General features: G+C 71.0%; 14 protein-coding genes and 1 pseudogene. 11 read left to right on the top strand and 4 right to left on the bottom strand.

Going from position 1 to position 15113, the window contains the following annotated elements:
• Positions 1-59 precede the first annotated feature (59 nt).
• From V3C34_RS11535 to V3C34_RS11520, 4 genes are all read left to right on the top strand, one after another.
• Entirely contained in the window at positions 60-1103 is a 1044-nt protein-coding gene (locus V3C34_RS11535; protein ID WP_068421353.1) for a GHMP kinase, read from the top strand.
• Positions 1100-1708 (top strand): D-sedoheptulose-7-phosphate isomerase, encoded by a 609-nt coding sequence (locus tag V3C34_RS11530; protein WP_345913804.1) that lies wholly within the window; start codon positions 1100-1102, stop codon positions 1706-1708. Before V3C34_RS11535 ends, V3C34_RS11530 begins: the two co-directional genes overlap by 4 nt.
• Positions 1669-2256 (top strand): HAD-IIIA family hydrolase, encoded by a 588-nt coding sequence (locus tag V3C34_RS11525; protein ID WP_346007188.1) that lies wholly within the window; start codon positions 1669-1671, stop codon positions 2254-2256. Before V3C34_RS11530 ends, V3C34_RS11525 begins: the two co-directional genes overlap by 40 nt.
• 127 nt (positions 2257-2383) lie before the next feature.
• A complete protein-coding gene (locus tag V3C34_RS11520) occupies positions 2384-3427 on the top strand; it encodes a DUF3068 domain-containing protein (protein ID WP_338538049.1) in 1044 nt (347 codons plus the stop codon).
• 53 nt (positions 3428-3480) lie between these two features.
• Here the strand turns inward: V3C34_RS11520 and V3C34_RS11515 are convergent, their stop codons facing one another.
• Positions 3481-4302, bottom strand: a complete 822-nt coding sequence (locus V3C34_RS11515) for a class I SAM-dependent methyltransferase (RefSeq protein WP_346007187.1) — start codon at positions 4300-4302, stop codon at positions 3481-3483.
• Positions 4303-4468: 166 nt separating this feature from the next.
• Between V3C34_RS11515 and rpsA the strand changes: the two genes are divergently transcribed.
• From rpsA to V3C34_RS11490, 5 genes are all read left to right on the top strand, one after another.
• Positions 4469-5971 carry a 30S ribosomal protein S1 gene (gene rpsA / locus V3C34_RS11510; RefSeq protein ID WP_068323743.1) on the top strand — a complete coding sequence of 501 codons (1503 nt, stop codon included), beginning with the start codon at positions 4469-4471 and terminating at the stop codon, positions 5969-5971.
• An 83-nt stretch (positions 5972-6054) separates the two neighbouring features.
• Positions 6055-7266 (top strand): dephospho-CoA kinase, encoded by a 1212-nt coding sequence (coaE, locus tag V3C34_RS11505; protein ID WP_346007186.1) that lies wholly within the window; start codon positions 6055-6057, stop codon positions 7264-7266.
• Positions 7267-7620, top strand: coding sequence for a hypothetical protein (locus tag V3C34_RS11500; RefSeq protein ID WP_068323745.1), 354 nt, complete (start codon positions 7267-7269; stop codon positions 7618-7620).
• Between the two features lie 33 nt (positions 7621-7653).
• Positions 7654-9741, top strand: a complete 2088-nt coding sequence (gene uvrB / locus V3C34_RS11495; protein WP_068421356.1) for an excinuclease ABC subunit UvrB — start codon at positions 7654-7656, stop codon at positions 9739-9741.
• A gap of 233 nt (positions 9742-9974) precedes the next feature.
• Complete coding sequence (locus V3C34_RS11490; protein WP_068323746.1) at positions 9975-10964, top strand: TerC family protein; 990 nt, start codon at positions 9975-9977, stop codon at positions 10962-10964.
• A gap of 57 nt (positions 10965-11021) precedes the next feature.
• On the opposite strand, the gene V3C34_RS11485 is transcribed toward V3C34_RS11490, so the two are convergent.
• Positions 11022-11906 (bottom strand): EamA family transporter, encoded by an 885-nt coding sequence (locus tag V3C34_RS11485; protein ID WP_346007185.1) that lies wholly within the window; start codon positions 11904-11906, stop codon positions 11022-11024.
• Between the two features lie 24 nt (positions 11907-11930).
• Between V3C34_RS11485 and V3C34_RS11480 the strand changes: the two are divergent.
• A pseudogene (locus V3C34_RS11480) lies at positions 11931-12164 on the top strand (LysE family transporter); the annotation flags it as partial.
• Between the two features lie 41 nt (positions 12165-12205).
• Positions 12206-12556, top strand: a complete 351-nt coding sequence (locus V3C34_RS11475; protein ID WP_346007184.1) for a LysE family translocator — start codon at positions 12206-12208, stop codon at positions 12554-12556.
• A gap of 12 nt (positions 12557-12568) precedes the next feature.
• Here the strand turns inward: V3C34_RS11475 and V3C34_RS11470 are convergent, their stop codons facing one another.
• Both V3C34_RS11470 and V3C34_RS11465 read right to left on the bottom strand, forming a co-directional pair.
• Positions 12569-13237 carry an MBL fold metallo-hydrolase gene (locus tag V3C34_RS11470; RefSeq protein WP_345913809.1) on the bottom strand — a complete coding sequence of 223 codons (669 nt, stop codon included), beginning with the start codon at positions 13235-13237 and terminating at the stop codon, positions 12569-12571.
• On the bottom strand, positions 13234-15090 hold the full coding sequence (locus V3C34_RS11465) for a glycoside hydrolase family 15 protein (RefSeq protein WP_068421284.1): 1857 nt from the start codon (positions 15088-15090) through the stop codon (positions 13234-13236). The genes V3C34_RS11470 and V3C34_RS11465 overlap by 4 nt, the downstream gene beginning before the upstream one ends.
• Positions 15091-15113 lie beyond the last annotated feature (23 nt).

Genomic DNA, 15113 nt, shown 5'->3' with positions numbered 1-15113 from the left:
ACCTGCGGGTCACTTACCATTCCGTCATCATCGCTCACCGTCGTATCGAGAGGCCACCCATGACGTCGCGTCCGGTCCTGCGTGCCCGCGCGCCCCTGCGGGTCAGCTTCGCCGGCGGTGGCACGGACGTCGCCCCCTTCCCGCAGCGCGAGGGCGGCGCGGTGCTCAGCGCGACCATCGGCAGCTACGCCTGGGCCACCCTGCGGCCGCGCACGGACGGTCACATCACCGTCGAGTCCCACGACTACGGGACCTCGATCGGCTACGACGTCGGCACCCCCTTCGTCCTCGACGGGGAGCTCGACCTGCCCAGGGCGGCGATCGCGCAGATCATGACCCTCGACGGGGCGATCCGGTCCGAGGGCTTCGACCTCTTCCTGCACACCAACGCGCCGCCCGGCTCCGGGCTCGGCAGCTCGAGCGCCGTCATGGTCGCGGTCATCGACCTGGTGGCCCGGCACTGCGGGCTCGACCTCGGCCCGCACGAGATCGCCCGGCTGGCCTACCGGCTCGAGCGGGACGACCTGCACATCCCCGGCGGCTACCAGGACCAGTACGCGGCCGCCTTCGGCGGGTTCAACTACATGGAGTTCCGTCGCGACGGCGAGGTCGTCGTCAACCCCCTGCGGGTGCGCCCCGACACCGTGCACGAGCTCGAGCACAACATGCTGCTCGCCTACACCGGACGCACGCGGGTGAGCGACCACATCATCGAGGACCAGGTCTCCCGCTACGAGACGGGCAACGAGGAGGCAGTCGCCGGCCTGCGGGCGCAGCGCGACCTCGCCGACGCGATGCGCGTGGCCCTCCTGCGGGGGGACGTCGACGAGATCGGTCGGCTCCTCGGGATCGCCTGGCAGGAGAAGCAGCGGATGTCCTCGCGCATCTCGACGCCGCTCATCCAGGACGCGGTCGAGGCGGCCCTCGCGACGGGCGCCCTCGGTGGCAAGGTGACCGGCGCCGGCGGCGGCGGGCACCTGATCTTCATCTGCGAGTTCGAGCGGCGCCACCTCGTGGCCGACGAGCTCATCCGACTCGGCCTCACCGTCTCCGAGTTCACCTTCACCAAGCACGGCGTGACGACCTGGAAGGGCCAGCCATGACATCGACCGAGGAGCGGCACGCCCTCGTGACGCAGCAGCTGGACGCGGGCATCGCCGCCTGGGCCCGGCTCGCCGAGCAGGTGGCCGAGCCGCTGCTGCGCTCCGCGGCGGACGCCGCGGGCCGGGCGGTCCTGGACGCCCTGCTCGCCGGGCGGACCCTGCTCGTCGCCGGCAACGGCGGCTCGGCGGCGATCGCCAGCCACGTCGCCGCCGAGTTCCTCGGCAAGTGCGTCCGCGACCGGCACCCGCTCCCGGCGATCAGCCTCGCCGAGTCGCACTCGTCGCTCACCGCCATCGGCAACGACTACGGCTTCGACCAGGTCTTCCTCCGCGGTGTCCGGGCCTTCGGGCGACCCGGGGACGTCCTGCTCGCGATGTCGACGTCCGGCACGAGCCCCAACGTCGTCGCGGCGCTCGGCGAGGCCCGCGCGCGCGGGCTCACCACGATCCTCATGACGGGTGCGAAGGGAGCCGGCCAGGACCACCTCGCCGACCACCTGCTCGTCGTGCCCTCCGGGGAGACGCCGCGCATCCAGGAGGTCCACATGCTCTGGGCCCACGCCTGGTGCGAGGCCGTCGACCACGCCCTGCAGGACCACCCCTGACCGCGGCGCCCTGGTGGTTCGGCCCCGGGACGCTGACCGCGCCCGGCGAGGGGACCCCCTTCGACCTCGTCCTGCTCGACCGGGACGGGACGCTCAACGTCCGGGTGCCCGACGGCTACGTCACCCGGCCGGACGAGCTCCAGCTCCTGCCCGGGGCGTCCGAGGCGGTCGCGGCGCTCACGGCCGCGGGCTGCCGCACGGTCGTCGTCACCAACCAGCGGGGCATCGCCCGGGGCCTCATGGACCGGACGGACCTGCTGGCGGTCCACGCCCGCCTGCGGGAGCTGCTCGCGGCCGACGGTGGACGCATCGACGCGATCGCGGTGTGCCCCCACGAGCGGGGGGCCTGCCGCTGCCGCAAGCCGCTGGACGGTCTCCTCGTCGAGGCACTGCGCCGGGCACCGTGGGCGGACCCCGCCCGGTGCGTCGTGGTCGGGGACATGCCGAGCGACCTCGAGCCGGCCATCGGGCTCGGGATGCGGGCGGAGCGGGTCGGCCCTCCGGGACCCGACGCCGGGGCCGTCGTGGCCCGGATCCTCGCGACATGAGGGGCCTCGCGCAGGCCGCGGATCGGGCGAGTCCGAGGTCACGTCCCCTACGCTGTCGTCCAGCCGGGCGCGGTGTGCCGAATGGTGCTACCGTCCGGTAAGTTCTTCAGGGCCAAGGAGGCTTTTCGTGCGCAAGTTCTTGCTGCCGGCGATCATCATGGGCGTCGGCGCCTTCATCCTCACCATGGGGCTGCTCTTGCGGTTCTATGCCTACCCCAAGCTCGCGGTCGTCCCCCTGGACCAGAACACGACGCAGGTGGTGCAGGACCCCAACGCCTCCTTCTTCGACGCCGACAACGTCAAGCCGGGCTCGGGCGAGCTGACCACCACGAGCCGCATCATCGGTGACCCGGAGGCGTCCGAGCAGGCATCCGAGGACTCCGGCCGCGACCTGGCGATCTGGAACAGCGGCCAGGTGAGCGACAACAACGGCGACAACATGCCGATGGACGGATCCACCGAGGTCTACGTCTTCGACCGTCACACCGGTGAGGCCGTCAACTGCTGCGGCGAGGCCCGCGACGGCCAGGAGGTCAAGCGCGACGGTCTGCTGGTCAAGTTCCCCTTCGACACCAAGCCCGTCGACACCTACCGGTGGTGGGACAGCTCGGCCGGCCAGTCCTTCCCCGTGAAGTACGAGGGCGAGGAGGACCTGCAGGGCATGAACGTCTACCGGTTCACGATGGAGGTCCCGGAGACCAAGACCGGCACCCGTGAGCTGCCGGGCAGCCTCTTCCCGAAGGCGAAGGAGAACGGTGCCGTCGAGGCCGAGCGCTTCTACAGCAACAAGCGCACCTTCTGGGTCGACCCGGTGACGGGCGTCGTCCTCGACCGCCTGGAGCTGCAGAACCAGGAGTTCCGCTACGAGGGCGAGTCGCTCAAGGCGCTCGAGACCGAGTCGCGCTTCACCAAGGAGACCGTCGACAAGAACGTCGAGGAGTACAAGAGTGCCTCGAGCCTGCTCAAGATGGTCCACTCGACCCTGCCGCTGGTCCTCACGATCCTCGGTGTCCTGCTCCTGCTGACCGGTGTGCTGCTGTCGGTGCTCATCGGGCGACGCCACCACCTGGACGCGCAGCCGGCCTACGTGGACGACCGGCCGGACCCGGTCTTCGGCATGGCCGACCCCGACGCCCCGACGACGCGGCGCAGCGACCTGCACGGCGGCTGAGGCCGCGCTGCGCAGTGAGCCCGGTCCTCCGCCACCCCGGCGGGCGACCGGGCTCACGTTGTGGCGACGAAGATCGCGGTCCCGGGCAGGCGCTCGCCGCGCAGCGGCGACCAGCCGCCCCAGGTCTCGGTGTTGTCCGGTGGCCACTCGGGCTCGAGGAGCGCGCGCAGGAGGAGACCCGCCTCGACGAGCTCGGCGATGCGGTGCCCCAGCGTGCGGTGGTGCTCGACGTAGCTGGCCCGTCCGGCGGTGGTCTCGACGTACGGGGTCTCGTCGAAGTACGTCCCGGTCGCGGTCAGGCCGTCCGGTCCCGGCACATCGGGGAAGGCCCACCGGATCGGGTGCGAGGTGGAGAAGGCGAGCGTGCCGCCCGGTCGCAGCACGCGCGCGAGCTCGCGCATGAGCCCGGCGGAGTCCGCGACGAAGGGGGTGGCCCCGTACGCGGAGAAGACGATGTCGAAGCTCGCGTCGGCGAAGGGGAGCCGGCTCGCGTCCGCCTGGGCGAGGAGGGGAGCGGGGCCGTCGTGCCGGGCGTCGAGCAGGCGGGCGGTGGCCAGCATGCCGGCGGACAGGTCGGTGGAGACGACGTGCGCGCCCTGCGCGGCGCACCAGCGCGCCCCCTGGGCGGCGCCCCCGCCGAACTCGAGGACCCGCCGGCCGGCGAGCTGGTCGCGCGGTCCGAGGACGTGCAGGTCCTCCTCGGTCCAGCCCTCGGGGCCCCAGACCAGGTCGGCGTCACCGAGGAAGCCGCCGTGCTCGGCGAGGTAGTCCGTGGCCTCGCGGTCCCACCACCCACGGTTGGCGCGGACCGTCTCGCCCTGGTCGCTCTCGCGCCGGCTGACGGCGTCCGGGTGCTCGTCGGGGCCCTCGTCCATGGGGTGGACGCTAGCCGACGCAGGGGTTTTGCCCCCCTCGTGCCTGAGCACTACGATGGGAGGGCACTCTTGTGTGCCCAGATGTGTCCACCAGGACACCCGGGTGCAATGCCTGCACCGCACCCGTTCCATACGATCAACTGTCCACAATCGGAGTTCCTACTACATGACTGCCAGCACGGTCGACACGACCGCCCCTCAGATCGCCATCAACGACATCGGCTCTGAGGAAGATCTTCTCGCCGCCATCGACGCCACGATCAAGGACTTCAACGATGGCGACATCGTCGAGGGCCACATCGTCAAGGTCGACCGCGACGAGGTGCTTCTCGACATCGGCTACAAGACCGAGGGTGTCATCCCCTCGCGCGAGCTGTCCATCAAGCACGACGTCGACCCCTCGGAGATCGTCGCCGTCGGCGACCTCGTCGAGGCCCTCGTCCTCCAGAAGGAGGACAAGGAAGGCCGACTCATCCTGTCCAAGAAGCGCGCGCAGTACGAGCGCGCCTGGGGCACCATCGAGAAGATCAAGGAAGAGGACGGCGTCGTCACCGGCACCGTCATCGAGGTCGTCAAGGGTGGTCTCATCCTCGACATCGGCCTGCGCGGCTTCCTCCCCGCCTCCCTCGTGGAGATGCGTCGCGTCCGCGACCTCCAGCCGTACGTCGGCAAGGAGATCGAGGCCAAGATCATCGAGCTGGACAAGAACCGCAACAACGTGGTCCTGTCCCGCCGTGCCTGGCTCGAGCAGACCCAGTCCGAGGTCCGCACGACCTTCCTCAAGGAGCTCCAGAAGGGGCAGGTCCGCTCCGGCGTCGTCTCCTCGATCGTCAACTTCGGTGCCTTCGTGGACCTGGGTGGCGTCGACGGTCTCGTCCACGTCTCCGAGCTGTCCTGGAAGCACATCGACCACCCCTCCGAGGTCGTCGAGGTCGGCGACGAGGTCACGGTCGAGGTCCTGGACGTCGACATGGACCGCGAGCGCGTCTCCCTGTCGCTCAAGGCGACGCAGGAGGACCCGTGGCAGCACTTCGCCCGGACCCACGCGATCGGTCAGGTCGTCCCGGGCAAGGTCACCAAGCTCGTCCCCTTCGGTGCCTTCGTGCGCGTCGAGGACGGCATCGAGGGCCTGGTCCACATCTCCGAGCTGGCCGAGCGCCACGTGGAGCTGCCGGAGCAGGTCGTCAACGTCGGCCAGGAGATCTTCGTCAAGGTCATCGACATCGACCTGGAGCGTCGCCGCATCTCGCTGAGCCTCAAGCAGGCCAACGAGGACGGCGCCAACCTCACCGAGTTCGACCCGACCCTCTACGGCATGGCCGCGGAGTACGACGAGCAGGGCAACTACAAGTACCCCGAGGGCTTCGACGCTGAGACCAACGAGTGGCTCGAGGGCTACGACACCCAGCGCGAGGCATGGGAGAAGCAGTACGCCGACGCCCACGCCCGCTGGGAGGCCCACCGCGCCCAGATGGAGAAGGCCGCTGCGGACGACGCCGCCGCTGCCGAGGGTGGTGCCGACTCCGTCAGCACCACCTCGTACAGCTCGGACAGCAGCAGCAGCAGCTCGGGCGCGCCGAGCGCTGGTGCCCCGGCGCCGACGTCCGAGGGCACGCTCGCCTCGGACGAGGCCCTGGCCGCGCTCCGCGAGAAGCTCACGGGCAACTGACCCGGGTCGCTTCCTGACGACGAAGGGGGGCGTCGCACCGATCCGGTGCGGCGCCCCCCTTCGTCTTGCCTAGGATCGGGCCCATGCTGCGCATCGGACTCACAGGTGGGATCGGCTCCGGGAAGTCGACGGTCTCCTCCCGGCTCGCCGAGCTCGGTGCGGTGGTCGTCGACGCGGACCGGATCGCCCGCGAGGTCGTCGAGCCGGGGGAGGCGGCGCTGGAGCGGGTCCGGGAACGCTTCGGTGACGGCGTCTTCGACGTGGAGGGGGCGCTCGACCGTCCGGCGCTCGGGCGGGTCGTCTTCGGTGACCCGCAGGCCCTCGCCGCGCTCGAGGGCATCACCCACCCCGCGATCTGGGCGCGCACCGCGGAGCGCTTCGCGGCCGCCGAGGCGGCCGGGACGGCGATCGGCGTGCACGACATGCCGCTGCTCGTCGAGAAGGGGATGGCGGGGGAGTACCACCTCGTCCTCGTGGTCGACACCGACGAGGAGGTGCGTGTGCAGCGGCTCGTCGGGTCGCGGGGCATGCCCGAGGACGAGGCCCGTTCGCGGATCGCCGCCCAGGCCACCGACGAGGAGCGGCGCGCGGTCGCCGACGTCCTCCTCGACAACAACGGGTCCCCGGAGGAGCTCGTCGCCGCGGTGGACCGGCTGTGGGAGGCGCGGCTGGCCCCCTTCGCCGACAACCTCGCCGAGCTCACCCCGGTGCGCGCGCCGCAGGAGCTCGTCCTCGTGGAGCCCGACCCGGCGTGGGCGGGGCGGGCCGCGCGCGAGATCGCTCGTCTGCGGCACCGGCTCGGCGACCTCGCGGTGACGCTCGACCACATCGGGTCCACGGCCGTCCCGATGCACGCCAAGCCGATCATCGACCTGCAGGTCGGGGTGGCCTCGCTCGACGTCGCGGACTCCGCCGCCTTCCTCGCGGCGACGGTCGAAGGGGGATGGCCCCGGATCGAGGGCGTCGTCGAGGACACCCCGCTGGACACCTCGCGGGACTCCGCCACCTGGCCGAAGCGGTACCACCTGGGGAGCGACCCGGCCGTGCCGGTCCACGTACACGTGCGCGAGGTGGGCTCGTCGGGGTGGCGCTGGGCGCTGCTATTCCGCGACTGGTTGCGGGAGGACCCCTCCGCGCGCGCGGACTACCGCGCGGAGAAGGAACGCCTCGCGGCCGAGGGGCTGACCCGCAGGGAGTACGCCGACGCCAAGGAGCCGTGGTTCGCCGCCGCCCACGGACGGGTCGAGGCCTGGGCCCGCGAGACCGGGTGGTCGCCCGGGGCCCGGGGGGCCTGAGTGCCGTCCTACCGCGTCGCCGTCGACGTGCACGGAGTCTCGCCGGGCGTGCCGCCGCAGAGCCTCCTGCCGCGTGCCGAGGAGCTGCTCGCGCTCGGGCACCGCGTCGAGGACCGGTCCGTCGAGATCGTGCGGGGGCAGCCCCAGATCCACCTGCGCTTCCTCGTGACGGGAGGGCACGACGCCGCCGAGGACGACGAGGCGCAGGACGCGGTCCGCGGCATGGTGATGGCGCTGGCGCCCATCGCGCGCCTCGGGCGGTGGACCCTGCGTCGCGGTCCGGGTGGCCACTGGAAGGTCATCCGCAGCGGCCACTCCCGGGCGGACCTGCCCGAGCACCCGGTCGACTTCTGAGGGTTGTCGGTGGGGTGACATACCGTGGTGGTCATGCGCCCGGTGACCGATCTGCAACGTACGGTGGCTCCCTTCGAGGTCATCTCGGAGTTCGAGCCGGCCGGTGACCAGCCGACCGCGATCGCCGACCTCGCGACGCGCGTGCGGGCCGGTGAGCAGGACATCGTCCTCCTCGGCGCCACCGGCACCGGCAAGTCGGCGACGACCGCCTGGCTCATCGAGGAGGTCCAGCGCCCGACCCTCGTCATGGCGCCCAACAAGACGCTCGCCGCGCAGCTGGCCAACGAGTTCCGCGAGCTGCTGCCCAACAACGCCGTCGAGTACTTCGTCAGCTACTACGACTACTTCCAGCCCGAGGCCTACGTGCCCCAGACGGACACGTACATCGAGAAGGACTCCTCGGTCAACGAGGAGGTCGAACGTCTGCGCCACAGCGCGACCAACAGCCTGCTCACCCGCCGGGACGTCATCGTCGTCGCCTCGGTCTCGTGCATCTACGGCCTCGGCACGCCGCAGGAGTACGTCGACCGGATGGTCACCCTCGAGGTCGGCACCCAGATCGACCGGGACGAGCTGCTGCGCAAGTTCGTCACGATGCAGTACACCCGCAACGACCTGGCCTTCACCCGCGGCACCTTCCGCGTGCGCGGCGACACGGTCGAGATCATCCCGGTGTACGAGGAGCTGGCCGTGCGCATCGAGTTCTTCGGCGACGAGATCGAGCGCGTCCACACCCTCCACCCGCTCACCGGTGAGGTGGTGCGCGAGGAGCAGCAGATGCACATCTTCCCAGCGACCCACTACGTCGCCGGGCCGGAGCGCATGGAGCGGGCCATCGCGGGCATCGAGACCGAGCTCGAGCAGACCCTGGCGGACATGGAGCGCCAGGGCAAGATGCTCGAGGCCCAGCGACTGCGGATGCGCACGACCTACGACATCGAGATGATGCGCCAGGTCGGCAGCTGCGCCGGGATCGAGAACTACTCGATGCACATCGACGGCCGCCTGCCGGGCACCGCGCCCAACTGCCTGCTCGACTACTTCCCCGAGGACTTCCTCCTCGTCATCGACGAGTCGCACCAGACCGTGCCCCAGATCGGGGCCATGTACGAGGGCGACGCCTCCCGCAAGCGCACCCTCGTCGAGCACGGCTTCCGGCTCCCGAGCGCGATGGACAACCGCCCGCTGAAGTGGGAGGAGTTCCTCGAGCGGATCGGGCAGACGGTCTACCTCTCCGCGACCCCCGGCGACTACGAGCTGGCCAAGTCCGACGGGTACGTCGAGCAGGTCATCCGCCCCACCGGCCTCATCGACCCCGAGGTCGTCCTGAAGCCGACCAAGGGCCAGATCGACGACCTCCTGCACGAGATCCGTCAGCGCGCCGACCGCGACGAGCGGGTCCTCGTGACGACCCTGACGAAGAAGATGGCCGAGGACCTCACCGACTACCTCCTCGACAAGGGGGTGCGGGTGCGCTACCTCCACTCCGACATCGACACCCTGCGACGGGTCGAGCTGCTGCGCGAGCTGCGGCTCGGCGAGTTCGACGTCCTCGTCGGCATCAACCTGCTGCGGGAGGGCCTGGACCTGCCCGAGGTCTCCCTCGTGAGCATCCTCGATGCCGACAAGGAGGGCTTCCTGCGCAGCGCCCGCTCGCTCATCCAGACGATCGGTCGCGCCGCCCGCAATGTCTCGGGCGAGGTGCACATGTACGCCGACAAGGTGACCCCCTCGATGCAGGAGGCCCTCGACGAGACCCACCGCCGCAGGGTCAAGCAGATCGCCTACAACCGTGAGCGCGGCCTGGACCCCCAGCCGCTGCGCAAGAAGATCGCCGACATCACCGACATGCTGCGCCGCGAGGACGCGGACACCGACGAGCTGCTCGGCTCCGGTCGCAGCCAGTCCCGCGGCAAGGGTCGCGGTGGCAAGGCGGGCGCCGAGACCACGGAGCGGGGCCGCGACCTGCCGGCGACCGAGCTGGCCCGACTCATCCAGGAGCTCACCGACCAGATGCACCAGGCGGCCACCGACCTGCACTTCGAGCTCGCGGCGCGCCTGCGCGACGAGATCGGGGACCTGAAGAAGGAGCTGCGGCAGATGACCGCCGCGACCCGGTAGCCGGGGGCGCCCGGGCAGAGTCCTGCAGCCGGACCGGGGTGGGTCGTGAGAGACTCGAGGGAGCGGAGGGGAGTACCCCCAAGCGTTGGCTCGTCAGCACGGTCGGTCCGCCGACCCGGGTCATCGGCCCCCTCGGGGGTGGGAGAGACCTCCGGACGTTGTGTTCCCTGTCCGGAAGGTTCCCGTTGTCCACCATCTCATCGCTCCAGCCGTCGATCATGAGCGGCGGCACCATGGACGTGCCGACCTGGGCGTGGCTCCTCACGCTCGGTGTCGCCGCCGCGGTGCTGCTCTTCGACGTCATCTGGGTGGCCCGCAACCCGCACGTCCCCTCCACGCGCGAGGTCGCGACGATCCTCAGCATCTACGTCTCGGCGGCAGTGCTCTTCGGCATCGGCCTGTGGTTGATGGAAGGGGGTGACCGCGGGACCGAGTTCTTCGCCGGGTGGTTGACCGAGTACTCGCTCTCGGTCGACAACCTCTTCATCTTCATCATCATCATGGCGAAGTTCGGCGTGCCGGCCCGTTTCCAGCAGACCGCGCTCCTGTGGGGCATCATCATCGCGATCGTCCTGCGGACGATCTTCATCTTCGTCGGCGCCGCCGCGATCAACCAGTTCGCCTGGGTCTTCTACATCTTCGGCGCCTTCCTCATCTACACCGCGTTCAACCTCGCCACGGAGAGCCACGACGAGGAGGACGAGTGGGAGCCCAACGCGGTCATCAAGTGGTTCCAGCGGACCGTGCCGAGCACGACCGAGTGGGCCCCCAAGCTCTTCACCAAGGAGAACGGCAAGCGCGTCGCGACTCCTCTCTTCATCGTCGTCATCGCCCTCGGCATGACCGACCTGCTCTTCGCCCTGGACTCGATCCCGGCGATCTACGGCCTCACCAAGGAGCCGTACATCGTCCTCACGGCGAACCTCTTCGCGCTCATGGGTCTGCGCCAGCTGTACTTCCTCATCGGTGGTCTGCTGAAGAAGCTCGTCTACATGAGCCTGGGCCTGTCGGTCCTGCTCGCCTTCATCGGCGTCAAGCTCATCCTCCACGCGCTCCACGAGAACACGCTGCCCTTCATCAACGGCGGCGAGCACGTGAGCGTCCCGGAGATCTCGACGCTCTTCTCCCTCGGCGCCATCGTCCTCATCCTCGGTGTCACGACGGTCGCCAGCCTCTGGAAGTCCAACAAGGACGCCAAGGAGGGCATCGGCTCCGACCACTGAGCCGGCAGACGAAGGGGGTCGGTCACGCCGCGGTGACCGACCCCCTTCTTCATCTCCTCAGACGGGCAGCTCGGTGGCGGGGGTGCGCTGACCCAGGCCGAGGACGAGGATGCTCGCCAGGACCACGAGCGCCATCCCGCCGAGCTGCACGGGGTCGAGGCGCTGGCCGAGCACGAGCAACCCGGCGAGCGCCGCCACGGCGGGCTCGAGGCTGAGCAGGATGCCGAAGACCGCGGGCGCGAGCCGCCGGAGGGCGAAGAGCTCGAGGGAGTAGGGCAGGACGGAGGAGAGGACGGCGATGCCCAGCCCCTTGAGCAGCACCTCGGCGTCCCAGGCGCCGGTCCCGTGCCGGGCGACGTCGAGGAGGCCGAAGGGGAGGACCAGGAGCGTCGCGACGACCATGGCGAGGGCGAGCCCCTCCAGCTTGGGGAACGCCGCTCCGGTCCGTCCGGAGAAGACGATGTACCCGGCCCAGCAGGCACCCGCCGCGAGGGCGAGCGCGATGCCCGTGCCCTCGAGCTCGTCGAGGGGGATGCTCAGGGCCCGGGAGATCAGGACGACCCCGACCCCCGCGGCGCCGACCGCGAGGAGGTCGCGCGGGCGGCGCGAGAGGACGGCAGCGAGCGCCAGGGGCCCGACGAACTCGATGGTCACGGCGACGCCGATCGGCAGGTGACCGAGCGAGCCGTAGAAGGCGAAGTTCATCATCCCGAGCGCGGCACCGAAGCACGTGACCGTCGCCCAGTCCCGGCGGGTGTGGCCGCGCCAGCGCGGCCGGGCGACGAGCAGGAGGATCGCCGTCGCGAAGCCGAGCCGCAGGATGACCGAGCCGGCCGCGCCGATCTCCGGGACGAGGGTGGCCGCGAGCGCCCCGCCGAACTGCACCGAGAGCACTCCCGCGAGGACGAGGAAGGGCGCTGGGACGGCATCGACACGACTCACGGCGTCACCCTAGTCTTCGGTCCCATGGCCACCTACCTGTCCTTCCTCGCGCTGGTGCTCGTCATCACCGTCGCGCCCGGTCCGGACTCCGCCCTCACCCTGCGGGCCGCCCTCGTGCGGGGTCGTGGCACGGGCCTGGTGACCGTGGCCGGGGTGAGCGCCGCGGGAGCCTTGCAGGGTCTGCTGGCCGCCGGCGGGCTCGGTGCGCTCGTCGTGGCGAGCGAGCCGCTCTTCCTCACGGTCAAGTGGGTTGGGGCGGCCTACCTGCTGTGGCTGGGCGGGCACGCGCTGTGGACGGCGTGGCGGGGCGACTTCGCCCCGGAGACCCCGGGGACGGTGTCGGACGGGGGCGCGGTGGACGGGGCAGGTCCTTCGCCCTGGGCTTCCTGTGCAACTTCACCAACCCCAAGGTGCTCGCCTTCAACCTCGCGGTGCTGCCCCAGTTCGTCGGCGACGGGGCAGGGGTGCCGGTGCTCGCCCTCTACGCGCTGAGCCTGGTGGCCCTGGGTGGGCTCTGGCTCACCGGTCTCGTCGTCCTCGCCGAGCGGGCCCGGGTGGCCCTGTCCGCACCGAGGGCCCGTCGCCGGATCGAGGCAGGCATGGGTGCGGCGATGGTCGGGTTCGGCATCAAGGTCGCGACGACGCACTGACCGGGCGGGCGCTCACCAGCCCCGCTCGCGCCACTCCTGGAGGTGGGGCCGCTCCCTTCCGAGCGTCGTGTCCGAGCCGTGGCCGGGGTAGACCCACGTGTCGTCGTCGTACACGTCGAAGACCCGCTGGGTGACGTCGGCGTACAGCGACTCGAAGCTCTGGCCCTCCATCTTGGTGTTGCCCACCCCGCCGGGGAAGAGGCTGTCCCCGGTGAAGAGGTGGACATGGCCCTCGGGGTCGTCGTACGCGAGTGCCACCGACCCCGGGGTGTGCCCCCGAAGGTGCGTCACGGCCAGCGTGGCCTCGCCGAAGATGATCGTGTCCCCGTGCGCCAGACGGTGGTCCGGCGCCAGGGGCAGCGCGTCGGCGTCGTCCTCGCCGGCGTACGTCTCGGGGGAGTACTCCGCAGTGATCTCCGCCAGGGCGCGGACGTGGTCCCAGTGCTGGTGCGTCGTCACGAGGTGGCCGAGGTCCGTCCCGCCCGCGGCGACGAGCTCGCGGATGCGGTCGGCCTCGTCGGCGGCGTCGATGAGCAGCTGGGCACCGCTCGCCCGGCAGGTGAGCAGGTAGACGTTGTTGTGCATCTCGGACACGGAGAGCTTGCGGATCGTCAGGTGGGCCAGCTCCCGGGTGGACCAGGGGCCGCCCGGGGTGACGTCGGGGTCGTAGGTGTCGGTCATGAGATCGCTCCTTCAACGGGGTGAACGGGGGTCGCTGTGTCGTCCGTCCTGGGGTGCTCGCCACGGGCCGCGGCGGCGTCGGCATCACGCAGCGCGTAGGCGGCGCCGATCAGGGCGAGGTGGCTGAAGGCCTGCGGGAAGTTGCCCGCCTGCCGACGGCCCCCGACGTCGTACTCCTCGGCGACGAGGCCGACGTCGTTGAGCAGCCCGCACAGACGGGCCATGAGGGCGTGCCCCTTGTCGAGCTGCCCGGTGAGGGCGTAGGCGCTCACCAGCCACCAGGAGCAGGCGAGGAAGGGGTGCTCGTCACCGGCGAGGCCGTCGACGCCCGACTCCGTGCGGTAGCGCAGGAGGTACCCGTCGCGCAGGAGGTCGCGCTCGACGGCGGCGATCGTCCCGAGGACCCGAGGGTCGTCCGGGGGCAGGAACCCGACCATGGGGATGAGCAGCAGCGAGGCGTCGACCTCGGTGGTGTCGTAGTGCTGGGTGAAGCTCTGCCGGTCCTCGTCCCACCCGTGCTCGAGCACGTCCGCGCGCACCCGCTCGCGCAGGTCGCGCCAGGTCTCGACCTCCCCTTCGTACCCGTGGAGCTCGACCGCCCGGATGGCGCGGTCGAAGGCGGCCCACACCATCACCCGCGAGTGGGTGAAGTGGCGCAGCGGTCCGCGGATCTCCCACAGGCCGTTGTCCGCGTCCTGCCAGTGCGTGGCGAGGTTGTTGACGAGGGCGCGCTGGACGGCCCACGACTGGGGCGACTCGGTCAGGCCCTGGGCGCGGGCGTCCTCGAGCGCGATCATCACCTCGCCGAGGACATCGGTCTGCTTCTGGTCGACGGCACCGTTGCCGATGCGCACGGGACGGCTGCCCGCGTACCCGGGGAGGTGGTCGAGCTCGCGCTCGGGCAGCTCCCGCCCGCCGTCGACCGCGTACATGATCTGCATGTCCTCCGGGTCGCCGGCGATCGCGCGCACGAGCCAGTCCCGCCACAGCTTGACCGCGCCGACGTAGCCCGACTTGAGCAGCGCCTCGAGGGTGAGCGAGGCGTCGCGCAGCCAGCAGTAGCGGTAGTCCCAGTTGCGCTCGCCGCCGAAGTCCTCGGGCAGGCTCGTGGTGACCGCTGCGACGATGCCGCCCCGGCGCGTGTCGGTGAGCAGGCGCAGGGTGAGCAGCGAGCGCACGACCTCGTCCTGGTACGGCCCCTCGTAGGTGCAGCGGGCACCCCACTGCGCCGAGCGCTGGTACGTCGCCTCGATGCGTGAGCGGATGTCGAGCGGCGGGGGGATCGGCTTGTAGGAGGCGAACCACGTCGTGGAGAAGTTGTAGTGCTCGCCCGCGCGCACGGTCCACCGGTCGCGGTGGTGGTCGCCCTCGGGCACGGGCAGCCGGGAGCCGCGCAGGACGAGCATGTCGTTGCCGGCGATGGCGGTGATGACCTCGCGGTCCTGCTCGTGGCCGGGGGAGTGCGCCACCCACGGGCGGATCCGGCCGTAGCCGAAGCGCACGACCCACTCCTGGCGCATCTCGACCTCGCCCTCGAGGCCCTCGACGACGCGGACGAGGTCCGCGCGCCCGTCGCCGAGGGGCATGAGATCGGTCACCTTGACCGCCCCGGTGGCGGTGCGGTGCGTGGTCTCGAGGATGAAGGAGTCGCCGCGGTAGGCGCGGGTCGTCGTCGCCTCGCCGACCGGGCCGATGAGCCACCGGCCGTGCTCGGGGGTGCCGAGCAGCGCGGTGAAGCACGACGAGGAGTCGAAGCGCGGCAGGCAGAGCCAGTCGACCGAGCCCCCCTTGGACACCAGGGCGGCGGTCTCGGTGTCGCCGATGGCGGCATAGTCCTCGATCGGTGTCGTCATCCGCTCAGGCTAGGCCCTGCTTC

It is taken from the genome of Janibacter terrae, assembly GCF_039636765.1.
GTDB classification, from domain to species: Bacteria; Actinomycetota; Actinomycetes; order Actinomycetales; family Dermatophilaceae; genus Janibacter; species Janibacter terrae.
The sequence above is the reverse complement of the archived record's forward strand: the minus strand, read 5'-3'. Positions and strand labels throughout refer to the sequence as shown.